Annotated in this window: 22 protein-coding genes and 1 tRNA gene; 10 read left to right on the top strand and 13 right to left on the bottom strand. The window is 67.0% G+C overall.

Going from position 1 to position 25,282, the window contains the following annotated elements; genetic code table 11:
• Nucleotides 1–64: 64 nt before the first annotated feature.
• Nucleotides 65–979 (bottom strand): malate dehydrogenase, encoded by a 915-nt coding sequence (mdh, locus tag C454_RS07335; protein WP_049905028.1) that lies wholly within the window; start codon nucleotides 977–979, stop codon nucleotides 65–67.
• Between the two features lie 206 nt (nucleotides 980–1,185).
• Between mdh and C454_RS07330 the strand changes: the two genes are divergently transcribed.
• Entirely contained in the window at nucleotides 1,186–1,878 is a 693-nt protein-coding gene (locus tag C454_RS07330; RefSeq protein ID WP_004974079.1) for an Sjogren's syndrome/scleroderma autoantigen 1 family protein, read from the top strand.
• Nucleotides 1,879–1,963: 85 nt separating this feature from the next.
• Here C454_RS07330 and C454_RS07325 read toward each other — a convergent pair whose 3' ends face one another.
• The 4 genes from C454_RS07325 to C454_RS07310 all read right to left on the bottom strand — a co-directional run bounded on the left by C454_RS07325 (nucleotide 1,964) and on the right by C454_RS07310 (nucleotide 7,036).
• On the bottom strand, nucleotides 1,964–4,579 hold the full coding sequence (locus tag C454_RS07325; protein WP_004974075.1) for a DEAD/DEAH box helicase: 2,616 nt from the start codon (nucleotides 4,577–4,579) through the stop codon (nucleotides 1,964–1,966).
• A 345-nt stretch (nucleotides 4,580–4,924) separates the two neighbouring features.
• Entirely contained in the window at nucleotides 4,925–5,947 is a 1,023-nt protein-coding gene (locus C454_RS07320) for an OapC/ArvC family zinc-ribbon domain-containing protein (protein ID WP_081605192.1), read from the bottom strand.
• Nucleotides 5,948–5,995: 48 nt separating this feature from the next.
• Nucleotides 5,996–6,388, bottom strand: coding sequence for a DUF2073 domain-containing protein (locus C454_RS07315; protein WP_004044951.1), 393 nt, complete (start codon nucleotides 6,386–6,388; stop codon nucleotides 5,996–5,998).
• A gap of 6 nt (nucleotides 6,389–6,394) precedes the next feature.
• Complete coding sequence (locus tag C454_RS07310; RefSeq protein WP_004974066.1) at nucleotides 6,395–7,036, bottom strand: Era-like GTP-binding protein; 642 nt, start codon at nucleotides 7,034–7,036, stop codon at nucleotides 6,395–6,397.
• Nucleotides 7,037–8,641: 1,605 nt separating this feature from the next.
• Here C454_RS07310 and C454_RS07305 point away from each other — a divergent pair.
• The gene (locus tag C454_RS07305; RefSeq protein WP_004974065.1) at nucleotides 8,642–10,315 is read left to right on the top strand and encodes a Cdc6/Cdc18 family protein; all 1,674 of its coding nucleotides are present in this window, start codon (nucleotides 8,642–8,644) and stop codon (nucleotides 10,313–10,315) included.
• An 89-nt stretch (nucleotides 10,316–10,404) separates the two neighbouring features.
• Here the strand turns inward: C454_RS07305 and C454_RS07300 are convergent, their stop codons facing one another.
• Entirely contained in the window at nucleotides 10,405–11,253 is an 849-nt protein-coding gene (locus C454_RS07300; RefSeq protein ID WP_004974062.1) for a S26 family signal peptidase, read from the bottom strand.
• A 78-nt stretch (nucleotides 11,254–11,331) separates the two neighbouring features.
• Between C454_RS07300 and C454_RS07295 the strand changes: the two genes are divergently transcribed.
• Together C454_RS07295 and C454_RS07290 are read left to right on the top strand one after the other, a co-directional pair.
• On the top strand, nucleotides 11,332–12,924 hold the full coding sequence (locus C454_RS07295; protein WP_004974061.1) for a DNA-directed DNA polymerase II small subunit: 1,593 nt from the start codon (nucleotides 11,332–11,334) through the stop codon (nucleotides 12,922–12,924).
• Between the two features lie 134 nt (nucleotides 12,925–13,058).
• Nucleotides 13,059–14,186 carry an oxidoreductase gene (locus C454_RS07290; protein ID WP_004974059.1) on the top strand — a complete coding sequence of 376 codons (1,128 nt, stop codon included), beginning with the start codon at nucleotides 13,059–13,061 and terminating at the stop codon, nucleotides 14,184–14,186.
• A 121-nt stretch (nucleotides 14,187–14,307) separates the two neighbouring features.
• Here the strand turns inward: C454_RS07290 and C454_RS07285 are convergent, their stop codons facing one another.
• Both C454_RS07285 and C454_RS07280 read right to left on the bottom strand, forming a co-directional pair.
• On the bottom strand, nucleotides 14,308–15,117 hold the full coding sequence (locus C454_RS07285) for a ZIP family metal transporter (RefSeq protein WP_004974056.1): 810 nt from the start codon (nucleotides 15,115–15,117) through the stop codon (nucleotides 14,308–14,310).
• Nucleotides 15,118–15,270: 153 nt separating this feature from the next.
• Nucleotides 15,271–15,699, bottom strand: a complete 429-nt coding sequence (locus tag C454_RS07280) for a hypothetical protein (RefSeq protein WP_004974055.1) — start codon at nucleotides 15,697–15,699, stop codon at nucleotides 15,271–15,273.
• 187 nt (nucleotides 15,700–15,886) lie between these two features.
• Between C454_RS07280 and C454_RS07275 the strand changes: the two genes are divergently transcribed.
• A complete protein-coding gene (locus C454_RS07275) occupies nucleotides 15,887–17,065 on the top strand; it encodes an aspartate kinase (protein ID WP_004974053.1) in 1,179 nt (392 codons plus the stop codon).
• Nucleotides 17,066–17,281: 216 nt separating this feature from the next.
• Nucleotides 17,282–18,628 carry a tryptophanase gene (locus C454_RS07270; protein WP_004974050.1) on the top strand — a complete coding sequence of 449 codons (1,347 nt, stop codon included), beginning with the start codon at nucleotides 17,282–17,284 and terminating at the stop codon, nucleotides 18,626–18,628.
• A gap of 30 nt (nucleotides 18,629–18,658) precedes the next feature.
• Here C454_RS07270 and C454_RS07265 read toward each other — a convergent pair whose 3' ends face one another.
• The gene (locus C454_RS07265; RefSeq protein WP_004974046.1) at nucleotides 18,659–19,318 is read right to left on the bottom strand and encodes a metallophosphoesterase family protein; all 660 of its coding nucleotides are present in this window, start codon (nucleotides 19,316–19,318) and stop codon (nucleotides 18,659–18,661) included.
• An 84-nt stretch (nucleotides 19,319–19,402) separates the two neighbouring features.
• A complete protein-coding gene (locus C454_RS07260; protein WP_004974045.1) occupies nucleotides 19,403–19,975 on the bottom strand; it encodes an IMP cyclohydrolase in 573 nt (190 codons plus the stop codon).
• Nucleotides 19,976–20,107: 132 nt separating this feature from the next.
• On the opposite strand from C454_RS07260, the gene C454_RS07255 reads away from it, so the two are divergent.
• A tRNA-Gln gene (locus C454_RS07255) sits at nucleotides 20,108–20,180 on the top strand.
• A 160-nt stretch (nucleotides 20,181–20,340) separates the two neighbouring features.
• Here C454_RS07255 and cgi121 read toward each other — a convergent pair.
• Together cgi121 and C454_RS07245 are read right to left on the bottom strand one after the other, a co-directional pair.
• Nucleotides 20,341–20,835 carry a KEOPS complex subunit Cgi121 gene (cgi121, locus tag C454_RS07250; RefSeq protein ID WP_004974044.1) on the bottom strand — a complete coding sequence of 165 codons (495 nt, stop codon included), beginning with the start codon at nucleotides 20,833–20,835 and terminating at the stop codon, nucleotides 20,341–20,343.
• Entirely contained in the window at nucleotides 20,832–23,312 is a 2,481-nt protein-coding gene (locus C454_RS07245; RefSeq protein ID WP_004974042.1) for an ATP-dependent DNA helicase, read from the bottom strand. Before C454_RS07245 ends, cgi121 begins: the two co-directional genes overlap by 4 nt.
• Before the next feature lie 161 nt (nucleotides 23,313–23,473).
• Here C454_RS07245 and C454_RS07240 point away from each other — a divergent pair, with 161 nt between their 5' ends.
• From C454_RS07240 to C454_RS07235, 3 genes are all read left to right on the top strand, one after another.
• On the top strand, nucleotides 23,474–23,719 hold the full coding sequence (locus C454_RS07240; protein ID WP_004974040.1) for a ferredoxin: 246 nt from the start codon (nucleotides 23,474–23,476) through the stop codon (nucleotides 23,717–23,719).
• 162 nt (nucleotides 23,720–23,881) lie between these two features.
• The gene (locus tag C454_RS21350; RefSeq protein WP_422653684.1) at nucleotides 23,882–23,968 is read left to right on the top strand and encodes a hypothetical protein; all 87 of its coding nucleotides are present in this window, start codon (nucleotides 23,882–23,884) and stop codon (nucleotides 23,966–23,968) included.
• Between the two features lie 4 nt (nucleotides 23,969–23,972).
• Nucleotides 23,973–24,833 carry a DUF7089 family protein gene (locus C454_RS07235; RefSeq protein WP_004974038.1) on the top strand — a complete coding sequence of 287 codons (861 nt, stop codon included), beginning with the start codon at nucleotides 23,973–23,975 and terminating at the stop codon, nucleotides 24,831–24,833.
• A gap of 21 nt (nucleotides 24,834–24,854) precedes the next feature.
• Here the strand turns inward: C454_RS07235 and C454_RS07230 are convergent.
• A partial coding sequence (locus tag C454_RS07230) for a DUF7090 family protein (protein ID WP_004974036.1) occupies nucleotides 24,855–25,282 on the bottom strand: 428 nt, incomplete at its 5' end.

Below are 25,282 nucleotides of genomic sequence, written 5' to 3'. Positions count from 1 at the left end.
CGGGGTCGGCCGCGTCGGGTGAAAAAGACGGATTGGATTCGTCGCGCGAGCGAGCCGGAGCGGCTTACGCGATTTTGTTGTACTGGTCGCGGAGCTTCTCGGCCGCGTCGTCCATGAGGTCGGCCTCGTAGTCGTCGAGGTCCCACTCGACGACCTCCTCGATGCCGTTCGAGCCGAGCTTGACGGGGACGCCGAAGGCGGTGTCCTCGTAGCCGAACTCGCCGTCGAGGACGAGCGAGCCGGGAAGCACTTCGCCGGTGTCGTGCAGGACGGCCTCGACCATGTGGGCGACGCCGGTCGCCGGGCCCCACTGGGTCGCGCCCTTGCGCTCGATGACGTCCATGGCGGACTCCTGGAGGTCGCCGAGAATCTCGTCTTTCTCGTCGCCGGAGAAGGCGGGGTCGTTGCCGTCGACGCGGACCTTCGAGAAGACGGGCACCTGCGCGTCGCCGTGCTCGCCGAGGATGGTCGCTTCGACGTTCTTGACCGGCACGTCGAAGCGCTGGCTCAGCACGTAGCGGAAGCGGGCGGAGTCGAGTCGGCCGCCGAAGCCGATGACTTTGTGGCGGTCGCGGTCGCCCGTCTCGTAGAGGTGGCGGTTGAGCAGGTCGACGGGGTTCGACGTGGTGATGGAGACGAAGTCGTCGTTGTGCTCTGCGAGCGAGGAGCCGATGTCGTCCATGATGGGGGCGTTGTCGCCCGCGAGGTCGATGCGGGTCTGTCCCGGCTGCCGCGGGATGCCCGCCGTGATGACGACCACGTCGGAGCCGGCGGTGTCCTCGTAGCCGCCCTGCGTCACGACCGTGTTGGAGTCGTACGCGATGCCGTGGTTCGTGTCCGCCGCCTGTCCGACCGTCTTGTCTTCCATCTTCGGGATGTCGACGAACACGAGTTCGTCACAGACATCGCGAAGCGCGAGGTTGTACCCAGCCGCGGCGCCGACCGTCCCGGCCGCACCAATCACGCTAACTTTCGTCATACCACATTAACCAGGCTGTGGATTCCGAGTAAACGTTTCGAAACGGGCACCGAAGCGCCGTCTGTCGATTATCTGTTCGTCAGTCGTCGAATTTCGACCGACAGCGGCGGGGTGTCGTCGGCCGCGAGAGCCGGTGAGACCGCCGGTGACGAAACCACCCGAGCGACGCCGTGGGGTTTTTCGACGCACGTCGCGTCCACACGCACATGAGCGACTTCGATAAGGAAGCAGAGCGGCAGCGACTTCGGGAGAAGTACGAGCGAGACGAGACGAAGCGCCGTTCGACCCAGCGCATGAGCGAGTTGCTCCTCAAGGGCGCGACGATGACGAACAAGCACTGCGACAACTGCGGCGACCCGCTGTTCCGCTACGAGGGACAGGTGTTCTGTCCGACCTGTCAGGCCGAGGGGCAGGTCGCGGCGAATGCGGACCAAGACGCCGAGCAGGCCGCCGAGGCGGCCGTCGAAGCCGACCCGGTCGAAGGCGGGGTCGAGGCCTCGTCCGGCGGAGCGACCGAGTCCGTAGAGCGCGCCGATGCGGCGGCCGACCCTGCGGCGGTCACCGCCGAGGCGTCGGACTCCGAGCGACCGCAGGCCGGAACGCGACAGCCGGCGCAGGGCCAAGGAACCCGCGTCGCCGACGAGGCGCGCCGTGACCCCACCGGCGCGAACGGGCGCGCCGCGACCCCGTCAGCGCGAACCGCAGGCGAGCAGCGGGCGACCGGGCAGCGTGCACGCCGCGAGGTCGCCGGCGACGTCACCGACGCGCGCGAGTCGCTCGTGCGGACGCTGACGTGGGCCGCCGAGCGCGCCGAGTCGACCGACGACCCGCGGCGGGCGACCGAGTATCTGACCGCCGCGCGCGAGGCCGCCGAGGCCATCTCCGCGCTCGACCGATAACCGACCGGCGCACCGCTATCGCTCTCGGCGGTTGAAATCAACACGCTTCGGTCCCTCTGTTTCGGAGAAGCGCACTCATCCGCGCTCAGCGATACTCCGCCCCGACGACCTCGCGGATTCGCTCGGCGGTGACTTGGCCGACGCCGCGGACCTCTTTGAGGTCGTCCTCGTTGGCGGTCATGACCGCCTCGACGCTCCCGAACGCTTCGAGCAGCGTCCGCGCCGTGACCGGGCCGATGTCGGCGATGGCCGAGACGACGTACTCCTGTTGCTCGTCGAGCGTCTTCGCGCTCTTGCCGCCGTGGACGCTCACGGTGCGCTCGCGGTCCGTCTGCTCGCGGGTGGCGATGGTCGCCAGCATCTCCGCGGTGTCGTCTTCGTCCTCCGTGAACAGCACGCTCACGTTGAAATCGACCGCGACCGACGACAGCGCCCCGCGAATCGCGCCGGGGTGGATGTTCCGCTCCTCGTAGAGACCACGACCCTCGATGATGAGAAGCGGCCGGGCGTAGTGACGCGTGAGGTCCGCTATCTGCTCGAATATCGAGCGGTCGCCGCCCGTGAGCGTGTCGAGGAAGTCCGAGACGCTCTTTCGCTCGACCGCGACGCGGTCCGAGAGGACGTAGTCGCCGACCGCGAGCGTCTCCAACCGGGTCGTCAGGTCCTCGCGCTTCGAGAGAGTGCGGGCGATGTTGGAGTCGAGTTCGCGCTGGTCGACGACGATTTCGACGGTCTCCTCGTCGTCCGTTCCCGCCGCGGCGACGGTGGCCGGGTCGTCCGCCTCGTCGCCGTCGCCGTCGTTTTCATCGTCGCCGTCGTCGTCGTCGCCGTCGTCGCCGTCGTCCGCCCGCGCCAACTCCTCGTCGGAGGGACCGAAGTCGGCGAGGCCCGACTGCCCGTCCGAGTCGGTCGCCGCGGCGACCGCGGTCTCTCCGTTCGTGGCGGTCGACGCGGCGACCGCGGTCTCTCCGTTCGTGGCGGTCGACGCGGCGGCTGATTCAGCGGCCGATTCCGCGTCCGACGCCACGTTTGCATCGTCACCGGCCGCGGCGTCAACCCCCTCGTTTCCGGTGGAACTCCCGGCGTTGCCGGCGGAACTGCCGTCGTCGCCCGCGAACGCCGAGAGGTCGCGCTGGGAGGGGTCGAGTTCGGCTTCGAGGTCGTCGGCCGCGCCCTTGAGGTCGCGAAGCTCGTTTTGCATCGTCTTCTCGCGGCGGCGCGATATCCAGAAGTACGCCTCGTCGCGGGTGTCCTCCGCGAGGAGGACGACCACGCGACCGTCGGCCTGACGACCGGTCCGACCCTTCCGCTGGATGGACCGGATGGCCGTCGGCACGGGTTCGAAAAAGAGCACGAGGTCGACCTCGGGCACGTCGAGGCCCTCCTCCGCGACGGAGGTCGAGACCAGCACCTCGAACTCGCCGCTTCGGAACTTGTCGAGGGTCTCCTGCTGTTCCTTCTGCGTCATCCCGTCGGAGCCCTCGCGGTCGCCCTGTCCGACGAACCGCCGGACCGAGAAGCTCTCCGAGAGGAACTCCGTGAGCGCCTCGGCCGTGTCGCGGGACTCGGTGAAGACGATGACGCGCTCGCCGTCCTGAATGCCGAGCGTCTCCGCGAGGAGGATGCGCGTCTTCCTGAACTTCGGGTGGAGGCCGTCGAACGACTCGGCTTTCCGCATCGCCTCGCGGACCTTCGGTTCGGCGACGAGTCGCTGGCTGGCCTTCGACGCGCCCGACGACCGGGCGGCGTTGCGCTGGCGCTCGAAGTACCGCCGGACCGACTCGACCGACTGGGTCTCGACGAGCTCGACCGCCCGGCGGAGCTTCATCACCTCCGCGTGCGTGGACATACCCTTGTAGCCCTCCGACTTGTCGGCGTTCATCAGTCGCTGTAGCTCCGCGCGCATCCGGTTGAGCTTCTTCTGGGAGATATCGGGCTTCGTCGACTTGGTGACGCCCAACTGCTTGAGTTTCTCCAGGCGGTCGGTGATGACCTCGTTGAGGGCGTCGCGTATCTCCAGAATCTCGTCGGGGAGCTGGATGCGGTTCCACTCCACGTCCGTGTCGTGGGTGTACTCCGACACGTCGGCGTCCTCCTCGGTCATCACCTCCACGTCGACGATGCCGAGGTTCTCACAGACTTCGAGGATGGCCTCCTCGTCGCCGCCCGGCGAGGCGCTCATCCCCGTGACGAGCGGGTCTTCGGCGTCGGCGTGGTAACGCTCCGCGATGTAGACGTAGGCGTAGTCGCCGCTCGCGCGGTGGCACTCGTCGAAGGTGAGGTGCGTCACGTCCCGAAGCGAAATACGGTTGCCGATGAGGTCGTTTTCGATGACCTGCGGCGTGGCGATAACTATCTGGGCCTCCTGCCAGAGTTCGGCCCGGTCGTCGGGCCGAACGTCGCCGGTGAAGACGACGATTTCGTCGTCCGGGACGTTCAGCGCCTCGCGGTAGAAGTCGGCGTGCTGCTGGACGAGCGGCTTCGTGGGCGCGAGAAACAGCGACTTCCCGCCGACGTCGTGGAGCCGCTGGGCCGTGACGAGCAGGCTGACGGTCGTCTTCCCGAGGCCGGTGGGAAGACAGACCAGCGTGTGGCCGTTGCGCGCGGTACCGGCGAGGCGAATCTGGTAGAGCCGTCGCTCGATGAACGACGGCGCGAGTAGCGGGTGGTCCACGTACGCAACGTCCTCGGAGGCCGGCATCGGTGACGATTACTCGTCCTCGCCGATAAGGGTTCGCAGAGCGGGGTGAAAGTAAAGCGGTCCGCCGGTGGAAACCGCGGCGGTCGTTACCCCGCGCTGTCGGCGGTGTCGAGGTCGGGGTCGTCTGGTCGCGCGGACGGGAGCGACGCTCCGAGGAGCGACGCCCACTCGGCGACCTTTTCGTTGTGCGGATTGGACATAGCGCTTCCCCAAGGAGATATACTCTCAACTATCGTATATAACGATTGTGCCGATTCGACGGACGGACTCGTCCGCGGGACCGAACGGCCGGCGTTCCACCGGAAACAACGGGGTCGGAAAATCAGTTCGACGCGAGGAACGCGCTCAGTCTTCGCGGTTGCCCGGTCCCCACGAGTCCGGGACTTCGATGACGTAGCGGCCGTCCTCGCGGAGCGAGATGATGTACTCGTCGCGGTCGTACAGTTCCATGAGATTGAGTTCGTACTGACCGGGATTGACGATTTTGATGCTCTCGAACTGGTCGTTGAGCTCCTCGCGGAGCTGGTCCAGGTTGGGTCGGTCGTCTGACGACGGCTCGATGACCGTACCGTCCGCGTCCGTGGGTGCGGCGTCGGCGGGCTGACCGGCGGCCGCGTCGGGGTCGGGGCCGGAAGGCGCTTCGGACGGCGTCTCCGCCGGCGAGCCGCGCCGGTTCGCGTCGGCAGCGGCGAGTTCCTCGGGGGTGACGACGTCGCTCCGCGCGCTCTTCTGGGAGTTGTCTTCGTCCGTCTCGCGCGCGTTGATTTTCCCCGGCTCGCGGTTCGGGGGCGAATCCGGTCCCCGCGAGCGGCTGGCCTGCTCCGAGGCCGATTGGGCCCGCGATTCGTTCCGCGATGCTTCCGGGTCCTGCGGGTCTGCCCCCGGAGACTCGCCGGGCGCAGACGGCCATTCGCCCCAACCGCGGGGTTTGGCTTCGGGGTCGTCGACCGCGTCGCTTGCGTCGGCCGCGTCACTTGCGTCGACCGCGTCACTTGCGTCGACCGCGTCGGTCGGCGACGGCTCGTTCTGGGTCGAGCCGGCGGCATCGACAGTCTCGGTTCGCTGTGAGGCGTCCGCGTCCGCATTCGCGTTCGCCCAGTCGCTGACGGTCATCGACTCCTCGTCGGTCGTGTCGGGGTGGGACTGCTGCTGCGCGCGGTCTCGGACGGCGTCGGCTGCCGAGGAGGTCAGGTCCCGCGTTCCGGCGCCGCCCGTCGACGTCGCGTCGTCGCTCGCGCTCGCGGGAGCGCTCCCGCTCGACGCGGGCTTGAACTGAAACTTGTTGCCGCCGCAGCTCGGGCACCCCGAGAGCATCTCCTTCGAGCCGTCGGGGAACACCTTACCGCACGTGGTGCATTGATGTGGCATTGATAGATGTTGACGCCGGATGGCGCGTGAGGGCGTTCGTGGGACCCCCTACTTTCGCGAGACGAGCGCGCTGATGAGATTCTCGTCCTTGTGTAGCGTCTGAATCTGGTTCGCGGGACCGATGACGGTGAGCTTCTGGGTCGACTGTCGGCCCATGAGCCGGTCGAGGAAGCTCTGGTCTGCGGTCTGCGAACGCGGGTACGTCTCGATTTCGATTCCGTTGAACTCGTCGGGGCTTATCTCGGCCATCGTGACCTCGATGAGCTTCGACTCCTCGTCGGGCGAAAGGCCCTCCTCGAGGATGACGATGTTGCCGTCGCGGACGCCGTCGAGGATGAGCCGAATCTTCTCCATGCTCGTGAGGTTTGCCATCCGATTCCCGCTGAAGAGGTCTATCTGGACCCCGTCGGAGCCGTTGTCGGAGGCGGTTGCTTCAGGCATGGTGAATCACGCGAAGTACTCCGCGATTTTGGCGTACACTTCGTCCATGTTCTCCCCTTCGAGCGCCGACAACTCGACTGTTTCGTGCTGTGGGTACGCGTTCGCGATGCGCTCGACGTTCGAGTCTTCGAGGTCGATCTTGTTCGCGAAGATGAGCACGGGCAGGTCCTGGCTCTCGATGATGCCGATGAGCATCGTGTTGACCTGCGATATCGGGTCCTTCGTGCTGTCGAGCACGTAGATGACGCCGTCGACGTCCTCGCGGAGCCAGTGCATGGCCTCGGCGACGCCCTCGGTCGCCTCGCGGGACCGGCGGACGGCGTCGTCTTTCTCCATGTCGTGTTCGAGGAATTCCTTGTAATCGACCTTCGTCGTGACACCCGGCGTGTCGACGATGTCGATGGTGACTTTCTTGCCGTTCCGCTCGATTTCGACGTTCTCTTTCCGCCTGGCGCGGCGAGTCTCGTGAGGGATGTGGCTCTCGGGACCGATGGCGTCACCGGTCCAGTCACGGGCGATACGGTTTGCGAGAGTCGTCTTCCCGGCGTTGGGCGGGCCATATATACCGATCCGCTTCGGCTCGCTCTCCGAAAAGAGCCGGTCGACGACTCGTGAGATGCTGTCTCTTAAATCTGTGAGCAGTCCCATCCTGGGCCTCCCGCACCTCCCGAACGCGTCGTGGAGGGCGTATGGAGGTATCACCCAACCGGACTCACTTAAGCACTACGTCAGACACCAGTCACGTGGGAGACAAGACGACAGAAAGGAGCGTCGTGGACGAGGGTCAGTTCGATAAAACGAGGTCGGGCAACGAGAAACGAGAGACGAGCGCTTGTTCACCGAGTGTGAAGTAACTGATACGAAAACGGTTCGAGCCGAATCCGTATTGCAGTTTATGGTTACTTTGCGCGCACACGTGCGTAACTTGGACATACGACGAACGGAGAATCTCCTGAATGTGCCGAACAGTTCCTGAAAACACCGAGCCGGTCTCTCCCCCGATCTGTCGTCACCTTAGTCTCCGCGGACAAGACACGGGGTTGACACTATTTGGTAGACGCGAAACGGTCGGGGGAACACCCCCACCCCTTCGTTTCGGGTGGAACGGCCCGAAGGGGTGGGTGGGGGGAGACCGCTAGACGGCGGTGGGACGTTAATTCTATTCTAGGGGAGTACAATAATATCTCTTTTTGCCCCAGTACGGTTACGGTATGACAATATGAGTAATAAAACTATCTGTATCTAAAGACCACCGAGACCCCCTCCCCACCCTCTCACGCCTCCACCCGAAACGAAGGGGTGTGGGGGATGCGAGACCCAGGGGTTTCCCGTCGAACTGGAGAACACCCACTTAATTGCAGAGGAAACCAAGGGGTTAGGACGGTCGCTAAAATCCTCAGACCCTCGATTTCTCCGGAAGCGTGTTTTACCCGTTTCCACACGAAACGAAGGGGTCTCGGGGACCGATTTTTCTCGTCGGACGTCCACTCAACTCCGAGTTCCACTCCACCCACGCGGACCGGTGGGTTTCGCGTCGACCGGGAGTCCGGTGTGGTGCCGCCCGGGTGTCCGGTGCGCAACTGCCGTTCGTCGAAATCCACCACTATCGCTCGGAGTCTCGACGCGTCCCGCGGTTCGATTCGACAGAGTGCGATTGTTCGAACCGATCCGTTTCACCTCGACGCCACTGTCCCCAATTCCCTCCGTCCCAGCCGGCCGACTCATTCGATCAGCTCTATCCGACTCCCGACCCCATCCGACTACGTTCTCCGATCGACTCGAACTACTCGTCTCATCCGAACCCTTCCTCACCCATCGCTGACTCCCGGCCGTGGTTTCGACTCCGAGACGTTCCGCTCTCGGTGTCGATACGACCTGCCGACCCCATCACGACCTGCCGACCCCATCGACTGACCCCCGGCTGACCCTCAGCTGACTCCCGACTTCCAACCGACGACCCCAATCGACTGACGACTCCAACCGGCGCTTCCGGACAGTGGTCGCGAGGAGTCTCCGTTCCCCGAGCGAATCGAGCGCTCGTGTTGAAACGGTCCCGTCCGGTCGAGTTCCGGTCGAACGACGGCAGACGAGTCGGAGAAGTAAGATTTTTGTACCGACTGTTCGTTTGGTTCCTTTGCATCATCTGGAATCGCCTTCTTCGGCGTGACGCGCAGATGCCGACTACCACCGGCCTCACGCACCGTATGCGCCGCTGCGGGCGACTATTCCACTTGAAACAAAGGGGTATTCACGATGGACGAGGAAGAGAATCCGCGAGGCGGCGCACGAGGAGAAGTCGGGAACAGCACGTCGGACGACAGCGCCGTCGACGGCGACTCCGGCGATGCACCCAGTACCGACGCGTCCGCTGACGATGCGTCCTCCGAGACACCGACACCAGCCGCCGAGGACGACGTCTCCCCCGAAGACATCGACATTCAGGCGAGCATCGGCCCCGACGCCGACGCGCCCGACGAGGACCTCGACCAGCACAAAGACCCCGACGTCGGTCTCGACAAGGTCGTCCTCAACGACGACGAGGGTTCGAAGGGGCTGTTCGACGACCTCCTCGCCGGCGAGCCGATTTTCGAGAACAAGGAAGTCCTTCGTCCGTCGTACACCCCGCACGAACTCCCTCACCGGACCGACCAGATAAACCAGATGGCGACGATTCTCGTCTCCGCCCTGCGCGGGGAGACGCCGTCGAACATCCTCATCTACGGGAAGACGGGGACTGGGAAGACCGCGAGCGCGAAGTTCGTCAGCCAGGAACTCGAATCCACCTCCCAGAAGTACGACGTGCCCTGCGAGGTCGAGTACATCAACTGCGAGGTGACGGACACGCAGTACCGCGTGCTCGCGCAGTTGGCGAACAAGTTCATCGAGAAGAACGTCGAACGCATCGAGGCCGAACAGGAACGCCTCGACGAGATGCGCACGCGGGCGACGGAAGACCCGAACGCCCTCGCGGACACGCCCTACGACTCCATCGCCGAGATAGACGAGCGCGCGGCGGAACTCGACGACGACGCCGACGAGATGGAGACGGTGCCGATGACCGGGTGGCCGACCGACCGGGTCTACACGACGTTCTTCGACGCCGTCGACTACAAGGAGCGCGTGGTCGTCATCATGCTCGACGAAATCGACAAACTGGTCGAGAAGTCGGGCGACGACACCCTCTACAACCTCTCGCGGATGAACTCCGAACTCGACAACTCCCGCATCTCCATCATGGGTATCTCGAACGACCTGAAGTTCACCGACTTCCTCGACCCCCGGGTCAAGTCGAGCCTCGGCGAGGAGGAAATCGTCTTCCCACCGTACGACGCGAACCAGCTCCGCGACATCCTCCAGCACCGCGCCGACGTGGCGTTCAAGCCCGGCGCGCTCACCGACGACGTGATTCCGCTGTGCGCCGCCTTCGCCGCGCAGGAACACGGTGACGCCCGGCGCGCGCTCGACCTGCTCCGCACGGCCGGCGAGCTCGCAGAGCGCGGGCAGGCCGACACCGTCGAGGAGGCACACGTCCGGCAGGCGCAGGACAAAATCGAACTCGACCGGGTGGTCGAGGTCGTCCGTACCCTCCCCACGCAGTCGAAAATCGTCCTCTTCGCCATCATCCTCCTGGAGAAAAACGGCGTCCGCAACATCAACACCGGCGAGGTGTTCAACATCTACAAGCGCCTCTGCGAGGAGATCGACGCCGACGTACTCACCCAGCGCCGCGTCACCGACCTCATCTCGGAACTCGACATGCTCGGCATCGTCAACGCCGTCGTCGTCTCGAAGGGTCGCTACGGCCGGACCAAGGAAATCAGTCTTTCTGTCCCCATCGACGAGACCGAGGCCGTCCTGCTGACGGACTCCCGGCTCGGCGACATCGAGAGCGCACAGCCGTTCGTGCAGGCGCGGTTCGACAACTAAACGACAACCGTCGCTCTCTGACCGGAGCCGTCGTAGAAGTTCTGCTCTGCTTAGTTCTTCTCTGCTTAGTCCTGCTTACCGAACCCGGGTCACGCCGCGACCGCGTCGCCGTGCACTGCTGTCTTCGACGTCTCGACCGGAAGCGGTGCCGTCGTCGCTACGTTGGCGACCGTCGGCTCCGCCGTCGTCACGTCCTCGGTCGCCACGTCGACGGATTCGACGGAATCAGCGGAATCAATCGACACGGGCGCGACCGGCGTCGTCGTCGCCATCGAGTTGGCGAGCGTCAGGCGGACCCAGCCGAGAAGCGGGATGCGGACCCGCGCGACGCCTTGAACCCACTCGGGTCGGACCGGGTCGGCGATGCCGCTCACCTGGTCGTACCGCGGGTTGTTGTCGCCTTTCGTGATGAAGCCGGCGTACTCCGCGGGACAGTTGGCGAGTTCTCGACAGTTGTCGGCCGACATGTACTCGGGGTTCGCCCGGTCGTACCAGTTCTCCCCTTCGTCGACCCAGAACATCGCCCGGTGGATAATCGGGGGCCCTGCCGACCCGGGGTCGTCGTAGACGATGACGCTGCCGGGGCCGCCGAACTTCCGATAGTCGACCTCCGCGCCCGTCTCGGCGGTGACGACGGCAGTTCCCTCGACGGACGCGTCCGGGGCGTACCGGTCCGGTCCCGTGATGAACACGAGGTCGCCTTTGTGCATGTGCGGTTCCATGCTCCCGCTTTCGACGGCGACCATCGGCGGCCACACGCCGCTCACCGCGAACAGGAACAACCCGACGGCCAACACGGCGAGCGCGCTCGTCAGGACTTCGCGGACGAACAGCAGCGGCCCCTCCTCTGCCGTCCGGAGCCGAGTTAGTACGCCTTCGTCGGAGGCGGGACCGCGCCGCGGTTCGGGGGAGGGCGGGCGACCGTCGTCGTCACTCATCACTCCCAGTTTACCCGGACTGGGTTTCAACGTTCTGGGTTTCGGCATCCTTTTTGCCGCGTGTCGCACACTCCGGGTGTGCCACTGGAGACGCCGGCGCGCATCGTCCGGGCGCTCGTCGGTCGCGGCTACAACGCCGAACGCGAGGCCGTGACCCTCATCGCCGGCTCCGACGACCCCGGCCGCACCCTCGCCCGCGTCGTCGAAGCCGTCCCGGACGACGCGCTTCGCATCACCGCCGACCACGTCCGCGAGGTGCTCGCGTCCGCCCCCGCCGCGGACCCGCCGGGAACGGAATCGACCGGCTCGGCCGCCGCGCGGGCTACGGACGCCGACGCGTCTGCCACCGCCGCGTCAGACCCCCCTGTTTCCGCTGCAACATCGCACGACAACGCGGACCACACCGCTCAATCGACTCCAGCCGAAGCCGAGGGAGAGCCGACCGGGCGGAACGTCGACCCGGCGCTTCGGTCCCTCGAAATCGCCAACGACATGACCGGCCAGTCGACGGGCACCGGCGAGTACGACGACTTCGTGAAGGTGTTCCGCGACCGCTACGAGAAACTCTCGAAGATGCTCCGCGGGCGCGTCAACCACCGCCCCGCGAAGGCCATCTCGAACATGTCCGGCGGCGAGGACGCGGAGCTCATCGGCCTCGTCGACGACGTTCGCTCCACCAAGAGCGGCCACTGGATTATCGAACTCGAAGACACGACGGGGACGTTCCCCTGTCTCGTGATGAAGGACAAGGACATCGCGGGCTACGTCGACGAACTCCTCATGGACGAGTGCATCGCGGTGCAGGGGACGCTCTCTGGCGACGCGGGCATCCTCTTCGTCGACTCGATGCACTTCCCCGACGTGCCGCGGAGCCACCGCCCCAACACCGCCGACAGGGACGTGCAGGCGGCGCTCATCTCGGACGTCCACGTCGGCAGCCAGGAGTTCATGGCCGACGCGTGGAACCGGTTCGCGGACTGGCTCCACACCGAGGAGGCGGAGCGCATCGAGTACCTCCTCATCGCCGGCGACATGGTCGAGGGCGTCGGCGTCTATCCGAATCAGGACGAGGAACTCGACGTCATCGACATCTACGAGCAGTACGAGTCGTTCTCGGAGCACCTCAAATCGGTGCCCGGCGACCTCGACATCGTGATGATTCCGGGCAACCACGACGCCGTCCGACTCGCGGAGCCACAGCCCGGCTTCGACGACGAACTCCGCGACATCATGTCGGCCCACGACGCTCGAATCACGAGCAATCCCTCGATGATCACGCTCGAAGGGGTCAACGTTCTCATGTACCACGGCGTCTCGCTCGACGAGGTCATCGCCGAGCTGCCGGCGGATAAGGCGAGCTACGACGAGCCGCACAAGGCGATGTATCAGCTCCTGAAAAAGCGCCACGTCGCGCCGCAGTTCGGGGGCCACACCCGCCTCGCGCCCGAGGAACTCGACTACCTCGTCATGGAGGACGTGCCCGACATCTTCCACACCGGCCACGTCCACAAGCTCGGGTGGGGCAAGTACCACAACGTTCTCGCGGTCAACTCCGGCTGCTGGCAGGCCCAGACCGACTTCCAGAAGTCCGTCAACATCGACCCCGACGCCGGCTACGCCCCCATCGTCGACCTCGACACGCTGAACATGACGGTTCGGAAGTTCTCCTGAGACGGCGACTGCGTGGTTTTCCTGTGCCGTCGACTCGTTTCCCGCCCTTCGTGCGCCCTGATAGCACGCCGGATGTGCGGGGGTCGGGACCATTCCGCCGTCGGTTTTTATCCGCGACGCGCGCAGAACCGGTGATGACTGACGACGCGCTGTTCGACGCGACGAGCCTGAACGACCTGTCGCTCGCTAACCGGGCCGGGTTGGCACCGATGACGCGTATCAGCGCCACCGACGAGGGGTTGGCGACGAACGAGATGGCCCACTACTACCGGAAGTTCGCCGACGGCGGGTTCGGATTCCTCGTCACCGAGGGCGTCTACACGGACGACGCGTACAGCCAGGGCTATCTGAACCAGCCGGGGCTCGTCACCGACGACCACGTCGAGGCGTGGACGAACGTCACGGACGCCGTCCACGAGGTCGACACGCCGATTTTCGCGCAGTTGATGCACGCCGGGGCGCAGTCGCAGGGGAACCCGCACCTCGACGGCGACCGGACGCTCGCGCCCTCCGCGGTCCAGCCCGACGGCCAGAAGGCGGAGGCCTACGGCGGAAGCGGCGAGTTCGCCGTCCCGAAGGCGGCCGACGAGGCGGACCTCGAAACCGCTCGTGAGGGCTTCGTACAGGCGGCGAGGAACGCGGTCGAAGCCGGCTTCGACGGCGTGGAACTCCACGGCGCGAACGGCTATCTGCTCAACGAGTTCCTCGCGGCGGACGCGAACCAGCGCGACGACGAGTACGGCGGCGGGCCCGAGTCTCGCGTCAAGTTCCCCGCCGAGGTCCTTTCTGCGGTCGCCGACGCGGTCCCCGAGGAGTTCGTCGTCGGCGTCCGCGTCTCGCAGGAGAAAGTGACCGACGGCGACTACGAGTGGCCCGAGGGCGAGGACGCGGCCGCGGTCTTCTTCGAGGCGCTCTCGGCCGCCGGAGCCGACTACGTCCACACGACCGAGACCGACGCGACGAGCCCGACCTTCGGCGCGGACGGTCCCTCGCTCGCCGAGGCCGCCGCCGAGTACGTCACGGACGACACGGTCGTTATCGCCAACGGCGGTCTCGGCGACCCGGACGCGGCGCGTGCCGCCGTCGACGCCGGCGCGGACCTGTTCACGCTGGGGACGAGCGCGCTCGCCAACCCGGACTGGCCGGCGCGCGTGGCCGCCGGCGACGACCTCGACGCGTTCGACCCGGCGAAGTTCCTCGCGCCGACTGCCGGGCTCTCGGACCACGAGGTCCCGTCGGACCCGCCGCTCGCCGACGACTGACGCGCCCTCGACACCGGACTCTCTGACGCCGAACCGGCGACTGAACCCCTTCGCTTCCACTCGAACTCCTGTGTTTGCGGCGTCCCGGTGCGCCCTGTTTTCGCGCGCCGAGCCGCTTCGACTACCCGAGCGTCACGTCGAGATAGAGCATCACGATGACGCCGACCATCGTCCCGAACGTCGCCACGCGCTCGTGGCCGTTCGAGTGCGTCTCGGGGACGATTTCGTCGGAGATGACGAACAGCATCGCGCCGGCGGCGAAGCCCATCGCGTAGGGGAGGAGCGCCGAGGCGTACTGGATGGCCCACGCGCCGAAGACGGCGAGCGGAATCTCCACGAGACCGGCGCGGATGCCAGCGAACGTCGCGTAGGTCGTGTTTCGGAGGCCGGCGTTGACGGCGGCGATGGAGACCGCCAGCCCCTCGGGGATGTTCTGGATGCCGATGGCGAGCATCAGCGGGATTGCCGTCCCGAGGTCGCCGGAGCCGAAGCCGACCCCGACGGCGAGGCCCTCGGGCATGTTGTGGATGGTGATGGCGACGATAAACAGGATAACCGAGGCCATCTTCGTTTCCGTCTCAGGGGCGTCCGTCCGGGTCTTGCCGGTCACGAGGATGTGGACGTGCGGAATCCACAGGTCCGCTTGGTCGAGGACGACGACGCCGATGACGAAGCCGACGAGGACGGGAATCGGACTCCCGCCCGCCGCCTCGATGCCGGGGAGGATGAGGCTCGTGAAACTCGCGGCGAGCATGACGCCGGCGGCGAAGCCGAGAAGCGTGTCGAGCGAGCGCTTCGAGGGGTCGCGCCAGACGAGAATGAGAAGCGCGCCCAGCATGTTCATGCCGGCGATGACGATGCCCCCGAGGAGGCCCTGCATCACGGGGTTCGACCCCGCGAGCGAGACGAACAGTTCCTCGACCGCGGTCACGGTCGTCTCACTTCCGGCGGTTGGTTTCCGTGTCGGTCGGCCATGGGCCACCAAACGAGAGGGAGGTATGTATGCCCTCCGTCGGTTCTCGCCGACCGCGCCCTCGTTGCGCGCGACGGGAGCGAACTGGGCGGCCGCGACCCGCGGGCTGGATTACCCCGTCTCGTCGAGGACGTACCGGACGGTCGGCGCACCCTCGAACCGGGGGCCGTGGCCCACCCGGTCGAACCCGGCGTGCTCGACCGCGTCGCACAGCGGCCGCTCGGATTCGAGGACGAGCACCTCGACCGGCAGGCTCTCGGCGCTGGCGAAGCGGAGCGGCTCTTCGAGCAGCCGTCGCACCGCCGGCTCGGTCCCGCCGAGTCGAGTGACGTGGAGGACGCCGTCGCGGACGTCGAAGCCGACGAACCCGAGCACCGGTTCGTCGTCGGCCGGCGCGTCGGCGTTCGGGTCGGAGCCCGTGTCGGCGGTGGCGAGACGGACCGTCCGGTCGCGTATCAGCCGCCGCATCGCCCGTATCGGCGCGTCCGCGACGGCGGCGAGCGCCTCGGCGTCGGTGTCCACGGCGTCTCTGACATCCATGCCCGAACGTACCGCGCCTTCGGTGATAAATCTCCGCACGCGAGGCGGCGGTACGAGCCGTCTCGTCGCCGGATTCGCGGGTGACGGCAACGGTTGAACCGGAGGACATAGTTATACGTCCCCCCGCGTTAGCCCCTCGCATGTTTACCAACGAAGCCCCGAAGCGACGCGACGCACCGGAGGGACGATGCGCGTAGTCGCGAAGTTCGGCGGCACCTCGCTCGGTAGCGGCGACCGAATCAACCGCGCCGCGGACTCCATCGCCGCGGCCGTCGAACACGGCCACGAAATCGCCGTCGTCGCCTCCGCGATGGGCTCGACGACCGACGACCTCCTCGACGAAATCAAGTTCGAGGCCGACGACCGCGACCGAGCCGAAATCGTCTCGATGGGCGAGCGGACCAGCGTGCGCATGCTCAAGGCGGCGCTGGCCGCCCGCGGCGTCAACGCCCTGTTCGTCGAACCCGGCACCGACGAGTGGCCGGTCATCACGAACGACCTCGGCGAGGTCGACGTCGAGGCGACCCGAGAGCGGGCCGCGAAGCTCGCCGCCGAACTCGACGGCGTCGTCCCGGTCATCACCGGCTTCCTCGCGCAGAACCACGACGGCGAAATCACGACGCTCGGCCGCGGCGGCTCCGACACCTCCGCCGTGATGCTCGGCAACTACATGGACGCCGACGAGGTCGTCATCGTGACCGACGTGGAGGGCGTCATGACCGGCGACCCGCGCGTCGTCGAAGGCGCGCGCAACGTCGGCCGCATCACCGTCGACGAACTCCGGAACCTCTCGTTCCGCGGGGCAGAAGTCGTCGCGCCGTCCGCGCTCTCGTACAAGGACGCGGCGCTCGACGTTCGGGTCGTCCACTACCAGCACGGCGACCTGCTCACCGGCGGGACGCTCATCGAAGGCGAGTTCCACAACCTCATCGACATGCAGGAAGAGCCCCTCGCGTGTCTCACCGTCGCCGGGCGAGCGATTCGCAACCGACCTGGAATCCTCGCGGACCTCTCGGCAGCCCTCCGAGAAGAGGACATCAACGTCGACTCGGTCGCCTCCGGGATGGACTCTATCACGTTCTACGTCCTCGAAGACGACTCCGACCGGGCCGAGGCCGTCCTCCACGACCGCGTCGTCGCCGACGACGCGCTGTCTTCGGTCACCGTCGAAGACGACATCGCCGTCGTCCGCGTCACCGGCGGCGAACTCCCGAACCGCCCCGGCGTCATCCTCGACATCGTTCAGCCGCTGTCCGACGCCGGCATCAACATCCACGACGCCATCACCTCCGCGACCTCCGTCGCAATCTTCGTGGCGTGGGACGACCGCGAGGAGACGCTCGGCATCATCCAAGACAAGTTCTGAGCCCGCTCCTCGGCTCGATTCCGTTTTCACGCAGTCGTTTCCGCCAGCGACGCCGAACAGTCGGCAGTATCCGACGGTCGGCGTGGGCGGTTCGTGGCGATAGCGGAACAGCCGGCGACACCGATGCACATTCCCGTCCACGAGCGCCGAAAATCGGTCGTCGTCCCTCGATTTTCCGCCTACCGATTACTTCACGCTCGCGGGTCTATTGCGGGCATGAAATCGTACAAGGCGAAGATGGTCGAGCCCATCGAACTCCCCTCGCGAGAGGAGCGCGAGGCCGCCCTCGAACGGGCCGGCTACAACGCGTTCAACCTCGACGCCCGCGACGTGTACATCGACCTCTTGACCGACTCGGGGACGGGAACCATGTCCGCAGAGCAGTGGGCGGCGATGATTCGCGGCGACGAGGCCTACGCGGGCAGTGAGTCGTTCGCCCGACTCGCGGAGTCGGTCCGCGACGTGATGGGCTTCGAGCACGTCGTGCCGACCCATCAGGGCCGCGGCGCGGAGAACGTCCTCTACGGCGTCCTCCTGGAGGACGGCGACGTGGTGCCGAACAACTCGCACTTCGATACGACCCGGGCCCACATCGTCAATCAGGGCGCGGAGCCGGTCGACTGTCCGTCGCCCGCCGCCCGCGACCCGAACTCCACGGAGTCGTTCAAGGGTAACTTCGACATCGACGCGGGCTACGCGCTCGTCGAGGAGGTCGGCGCCGACGCGATTCCCGTCGTCGTCCTCACCATCACGAACAACTCCGTCGCCGGCCAGCCGGTCTCGATGGCGAACATCCGCGCCACCGCCGAGTTCGCCCGCGACATCGACGCCATGTTCGTCATCGACGCCTGCCGGTTCGCCGAGAACGCCCACTTCATCAAGACCCACGAGGCGGGCTACGAGAACCGCTCGGTCGCCGAAATCGCCCGCGCGCAGTTCGAACACGCCGACGCGATTACGATGTCCGGCAAGAAGGACGCGCTCGTCAACATCGGCGGCTTCGCCGCGATGCGCGACGAGACGGTGTTCGAACACGCGAAGCAGCGCGCCATCCTCTACGAGGGCTTTCCCACTTACGGCGGCCTCTCGGGCCGCGACATCGAGGCGATGGCCGTCGGCCTCCGCGAGGCCGTCACGCCGCCGTACGTGTCTGACCGCGTCGAGCAGGTGGCCGAACTGGGCGACCTCCTCGTCGAGGCGGGCGTCCCCGTCTACCAGCCGACCGGCGGCCACGCGGTCTATCTCGACGCCGGCGAGGTGTTCCCGCACATCCCGAAAGACGAGTTCCCCGGACAGGAACTCGTCTGCGCGCTCTATCTCGAAGGCGGCGTCCGAGGCGTCGAACTCGGCGGCTTCGCGTTCCCCGGCACCGACCGACCGGACCTCGTGCGCCTCGCGCTCCCGCGGCGCACTTACAGCCGCGAACACCTCGAACACGTCGCCGAGACGGCCGCGAAGGTGATGGAATCCGCCGGCGAGTACGGCGGTCTCGAAATCGTCGAGGAGCCGCCGATGAAGGAGCTTCGGCACTTCTCGGCGCGGCTCGAACCGGTGTCGAACTGACGGCTTCAGGACGCCTACTCGATTTCTCCCCTATTTTCCCTCGTACAGCCGACTCGCCAGTCGCTCCGGCAGGCCGACCTCGCGCACGCGCTCGGCGACGCGGTCGATGTCGTAGTTGACGCGCTCCGCCTCGATTTCCATCGCGTCGAGGTCGGCGACCGCGTAGGCCGCCCGCGGGTCGCCGTCGCGGGGCTGGCCGACGCTTCCGGGGTTCAGGACGATTCCGTCGTCGTAGATTCGGTGGCCCTGCACGTGGGTGTGACCCAACACCAGCAGGTCCTCGCCGTCGAGGAGCGACGGCGAGAAGTCGTCGGGGTAGGTGTAGCGGTCGGGGTGGTCGGGGTGGCCGTGGGCGAGTTTGACCCGGCCGTCGGCGAGGTGTCGGGTTTTCGGAAGTGAGGATAGCCACTCCATCGACGCCGGGGAGAGCGCGTCGCGGGCGTAGTCGACGCCCGCGGCCGCCATGCTGTTGAAGCGGAAGCCGGTCCCCGACGTGACCGCGCGGTCGTGGTTCCCCGAGACCGTCGGCACGTCCCGTTCGGCGAGTTCGGACACGCACTCCTCGGGCCACGGGTTGTAGCCGACCACGTCGCCGGCGCAGACCAGTCGGTCGACCGGCGGCATCGATTCGAGCACCGCGTCGAGTGCCGGGAGGTTCCCGTGCACGTCCGAGATGACGCCCAGACGCATGGCTCGGTGTACGGGTGCGCGGCTGAAAAGTTCCGGGCCGGTCGCGGTCGAGCGCTCGCCCGCGGCGGGACGCCGACAGTTGCGTTACTCGCCGTTGTAGAAGGCGGTCTCGACCGAGTCGTCGACGGTCGCGGCGGCGGCGCAGACGGCGTGTTCGAACTCGTGGTCGTAGAGTTCGCGGGCCGCGTCGGCCGCGGTCTCCGCGTCGAGGTCGAACGCGCGCGGGTCGTCTTCCTCGTAGGTCGCCACGAGCGTGGGTTCGGAGACGGCCTCCACGACGAGCGCGTCCTTTCGGACGATGCCGATGAACGCCTCGTCGTCGCCGACGACGCCCGCGATTCGGGGCGTGTCGTAGTCGTCTTTCTCGTAGTCGAGCGCGAGCAGAATCTCGGCGAGGGCGTCGCGCGGCGGGTAGCCGAGGTCGAGTTTCTCCGCGATGGGGTCGACCTGCGAACCGTTGCCGACGACGACGTAGTCGCCGCCCTCGCGGACGCAGTTGTAGGCGATGTAGGGGTTATCGGTCTCGGGAGCGTCGGGCGTCGGCCCGACGGTCAGGGCTCCGTCCCGGTCGACGACCTGTCGGTTCGGGAAGGACCGAGAGGAGACGCGATACGCACCGATTCCGGGGCCAACGACGACGAAACGTCCGACGTACATACACGAGAGTGGATAGAATAGGGGCAAATAGTTGGCGGTTTATGCACGTCCGTCCGTTACCGTGCCATAAAATCGCACGGCGGAATCGACACGCAACGTTTACAAATACCCGCGAAGTACGAACTGATGCGAAGTCCCATGGGGTAGTGGCCAATCCTGTTGCCTTCTGGGGGCAACGACCCAGGTTCGAATCCTGGTGGGACTACTTCTCAGCATTCTACTCTCGATGAGGCCGCGCCGTCCCCTGTTCTCCAGTTGAAACGAAGGGGTAGGTTTCAGAAACCCAAGGGGTATGTTTCGAGTGGAGTTTTGCTGACGTATTCTCAGACCGTCCGAATACGGAGGGTACGGGCCGCGAAAACCGCTTAGCGTTCGACCGCGAGCAGCGCGACTCGCTCTTTGACCAGTGCGGGGAGGTCGCCGTCGGCGACGCGCAATTCCGTCTCGCCCACGTCGAACACCTCGCGGACGAGCGCTTCGTCGTAGTCGCCGAGGGTCTCCGCGGGTTCGAGGTCGAGTCGGTCGAACAGCGCGGCCTCGGCGTCTTCTTCGTCGCCGCCGTCGACGAGAATCACGACGGGGAGCGTCCCCTCCGAGACGCCGATTTCGAACGCGCGGTTAATCTGCCGGCGGCCGCTGGCGTAGAGGAGGATTTCGACGGCCCGGTCGCGGGCGATTTCGTTGCCGCGGCCGATGGCCCGGTCGGCGAGTTCGGTCGCCCGTTCGAGGTGCTCGCGGTCCACGACGTACCGGGCGTCGAACGCCTGCACCGTCGCGCCCGTCTCGTCGGCCACGTCGCCGACGACCGCGATGAACGAATCGAGGTCCGAGACGGTCGCCTCGGCTTCGACGAGCCTCATTCGAAATCACCCAGACTGGCCTGCTGGTCGGCGCGCTCTTTGGCCGTCTCGAAGCCGGCGTCGTCGGGAACGGCGTCTTCCGGCGCGTCGTCCTCGTCCACCTCGTCCATCGAGGGGTCCTTCCGACCCGCGGCTTCGAGGATGTTCTCCGCGGTCTTCCTGCGACCCCGGAGCGCGGCGAGGATGCGCGATTTCTCGGTCTCGCGGAGGTCGGCCCGACTCTCGACGCCGGCTTCGAACAGCCGTCGGGCGCGCTTTCGGCCGACGCCGCGGACGCCGGCGAGGTCGAGCAGCTCCTCGCGGACGCCGTACTCGACGCGCTTTTTCGCCTCGCGGACCGCGTACACGGAATCGAGGTCGAGTTCGGAGGCGAGTCGCTCGGCCGCGCCGAGGAGCCACTCGGCCGTCTCGACCTTCCCGCGGATGTCGCCGGGGCCGACGCCGTAGCGCTCGGTGATGCGGTCCTCGTCGACCTCACCGACCCAGTCTTCGAGGAGCTTCGCGGTCTTCAGCGCCGACAGCCAGTCTTCGAACGCCACGTCCTCGTACTCAGAGGGGACGCGCCCGAGGAACTCCGGTTCGCGCTCGTAGCACAGTTCGGTGTAGGTCTCGCGGTCGCCGGACTTCAGGTAGAGCTGATACATGTCCGGCGTCCGGCAGACGAGGTGGTAGAGGCCGAGCGGCGTCGGATACGTCCGGTCCGCCTCGAACTCGTCGGCGTCGTCGCTGTCGTCGCCGTCGTCCGCCCCCGTCCCGTCTCCCGCGTCGCCGCTCTCTGCCGCGACCATCTCGCTGGCCCGCTGGAAGCCGCCGGGTTCGTCGTCGGATTCGCTCCGCGCTCGCTTCGGCTTCTCGGGCGTCTCGCCCGCGAGCGCCCGGAGCTTCTCGGTTCGGTGGTCCGCCGCCCACTCGAGGCCGTCGATGATTTCGGCGGCGCTCATCGGGTCGAGGTAGAGCCGCGAGACGGTGTGGCCGACGGGCGTCGCCCGTATCGTCTCTCCTTCGAACTCGACGAACCCGTTCACTTCGAGGTAGTCGAGCACGCGGTCGGTCACCTGTCCGAGTCGCTCGGGGTCGTCGGTCTGGGTCGCATAGAGCGTCTGGTCGAGGAATTCGAGCAGTCCCTCGCGGGTGTGGGCGAAGCCGGAGGCGACGGTGGCGAGCAGGTGCGTCCGCAGCGCGGGCTCGGCCGCGAGCTTCGACCGCACGTCCTCGGCGTCGGCCCAGATGTACCGCTCGAACAGTTCGTCGCGGGCGTCGGCGTCCTTCGCGAGCAGCACCGCCTCGCCGTAGGGGTCGAGGCCGGGCCGACCGGCGCGACCCATCATCTGGTGGACTTCGAGCACGTCGAGCGGCTTCATCCCGCCGTAGTCGCCGTCGTAGCGCTGCCAGTCGCGGACGACGACGCGGCGACTCGGGGTGTTGACGCCGGCGGCGAGCGTCGGCGTGGCGCAGATGCACTTGATGAGTCGGTCGCGGAAGGCGTCCTCGACGAGGGTTCGGTGCTCCGCGGCGAGCCCCGCGTGGTGGAACGCCGCGCCCTTGGCGACCGCCGCGGCGAGGTCCTCGGAGGTCTCGGTGTCGGAGACGTCGCGTATCTCGGCGGCGAGTTCCGCCAGGTCACCGCGCTCGTCCCCGGTGATGTACCGCTCCGTCACGTCGGCCATGCGGCGGGCCGCGGACTCGGCGTTGCGCCGCGAGTTCACGAAGACGAGCGAGGAGCCCTGGTCGCCGTCGCCGTCGCCCTCCAACGCGTCGGCGACGAGCGCGGGCGTCTGTCGCTCCCCGCGGCCGACCGGCACCTCGCGTTGGCTCCCGTCGGCGAAGGAGACGGCGTTGCCGTAGTGGACGCCCATCTTGAGGTCGATGGGTCGCCAGTCGGACTTGACGAGTTCCGCGTCGAGCCAGTCGGCGACGACGCCCGCGTTGCCGACGGTCGCCGAGAGCGCGACGACCTGCAGGTTCGGGTTGAGCCGGCGGAGCTTCGCCAGCGTGACCTCCAGCGTCGGCCCGCGGTGTCTGTCGTCGACGAGGTGGACCTCGTCGGCGACGACGCAGGTGAGTTGGTCCATCCACGCCGCGTTGTTCCGGACGAGTGAGTCGACCTTCTCGGAGGTGGCGACGATGATGTCGCGCGAGGAGAGCCACTCGCCGTCGGACTCGTAGTTGCCGGTCGAGACGCCCACGTCGATGCCGTACTCCTCCCAGCGCTCGAACTCGGCTTTCTTCTCGGAGGCGAGCGCCCGGAGCGGGACGATGTACAGCGCCTTCCCGCCGCGCGCGACGCTCGACAGCATCGCCAGCTCGGCGATGAGCGTCTTCCCGCTCGCCGTCGGAACGGCGGCCACGAGGCTCTCGCCGTCCGTCAGGCCGGCCTCGACGGCCTCGGCCTGCGGCGGGTACAGCTCCTCGATACCCTCGTCGCGGAGGGCCTCGGGAATCCCCGTCGGCAGGCCCGTCAGGTCCGCAGTTCGCATTGCATCTCCCTTGGACCGTCCCCCGGTTTAAGCCATCGGGTCGGTTCGGGCGCGGACGCGTCGCCGCCCGCGGCGTCGGTCGCACGACCGCGACGCGAGGCGACGCCGACCCACGTCCCCGCGTCGGCAGGGCTTTGTACGGCCCGGCGGTACGATGGCGCATGAGAGTCGAGTACGACCGCGACACCTGCATCGGCATGTTCCAGTGTGTCGACGAGTGGGAGGGCTTCGAGAAGAACGTCGACGACGGCAAGGCCGACCTCGTCGACGGCGAGGAGACCGACGACGGCGTCTTCGTCCGCGAGATTCCGGAGGACGCCGAGTTCGACGCGAAGTTCGCCGCCCGCGTCTGCCCCGTCGAGGCCATCCGCATCCTCGACGACGACGGCGAACAGCTCGTTCCCTGACCGCGACGCCGACGAGTCTACCGTTTTCTCTCGCGTCCGCGACGCGACCGAACCGTGTGACCGACGACCGTGGGGCGCGTCCCCGAACCCCTCCGTTTCGACTGGAGATTCGGCCGACGATAGAGTGTAAAGGTTAAGCGGCGGGCCCCTAATCGTGCCACTATGAGCCAAGCGACGAAAATCGTGCTCGGTACCGTCGGCGTGTCGGCCCTGCTGGCCGTCGTGTTCGTCGGGATGAGCATCGCCTGAGCGGATGTTCGAGACGCGCACCCTGCCGTCGGACCTCGAATCGGTCCGCGACGAGTACGCCCCCGGCGCGCTCGTCTTGGACGTGGCCGGCGACTTCGACACCATTCCCCCGGAGGCCGCGGAGAACCTCGGGCTGGTGGTCGAGTCGCTCTCCCCGGCGGCGTACCCCGCGGAGTGGCTACCAGACGACTCGCCCCAACAGCTCCGGCGCTACGCCTCGTCCGACTTCACCATCGGGATGCCCGGCGACGGCACCGTGACGTGGTCCCGGCAGACCGACCCGCCGGTCGTGCTGGTGAAGTACCGCGCGAAGGGGACGCCGGACGACTTTCTGGACTTCCTCATCGCCGAGGCGTTCGTGCAGGCCGGAAACGACGAGATTCCGGAGCACTTCCTGCCCTTCTTCGGCGAGCGGTACCGCGACCTCGCGGCGGCGACGCCGCTCGGCCCGAGCGAGACGTATCAGGTCGCGGCCGCGCTCTACGAGGGCTGGGTCGGCGTCCACACCCGCGAGGCGTTCGCGTCGTGGGAGGGCGACCACGACCGCCTCCGCGAGGCGTGGGTCGACGCCGGCGGCCGACTCGACGACCGACTTGCGAACCTCCCGCGGCTCGTCGCGCTCGGCAGACTCTCCTTCGCCGAGGCGACCGAGTTCGCGTGTTCGGCCGTCAAACACGGCCGCGACCTCCCCGCGCCGTTTTCGGCGCTTGACACCGCGGCGTACCGCGACCACGGGCCGAGCTACGCGGTCAAGTGGGCCGAAAAGACCTTCGCGCAACTCGCGGCGGACGACGACGCGGGCTCGGTCGATGACGACGACCCGACCGCCGACGACTCGGGTGACGACGCCGCCGATTCGACGTAGCCGCTCGCGTCGCGTGCCGCCTCAGAACTCGGTCGTGACGGTGCCGTCCTCTTCGAGGTCGACGACGCCGTCGAACAGTTCGCGGAAGCGGTCGAGCGTCTCCTGGTCGTGGACTTCCTTCGAGAGGTGGAACAGCCCCACCGCGTCGAACTCGTCGAGGAGTTCGAGAATCTGCTTCGTCGCTTCGAAGGCGCGGTCCTCGTCGGCGTAGTACGCCATCTCCGTGACCGAATCGACGCTGAGCCGGAGCTTTCCGTCGTGGCGTTCGAGGAACTGCCGGGTCTTCTCGACGATGGCGTCGAGGTCGTCGGGGGCCGCGACGTAGTAGATGTTGTCCGAACTGCGTCGGGAGTAGCCGCGCTCGATAGAGAGCGTGTCGAGGATGGTGGCGCTGGACTCGTCGACCTCGTAGTGCTCCAACTTCTGTTCGACCTCCCGCGCGGTGGTCC

Source organism: Haloferax gibbonsii ATCC 33959, from assembly GCF_000336775.1.
Classification (GTDB): domain Archaea; phylum Halobacteriota; class Halobacteria; order Halobacteriales; family Haloferacaceae; genus Haloferax; species Haloferax gibbonsii.
This window is presented reverse-complemented; position numbering and strand designations above follow the sequence as displayed.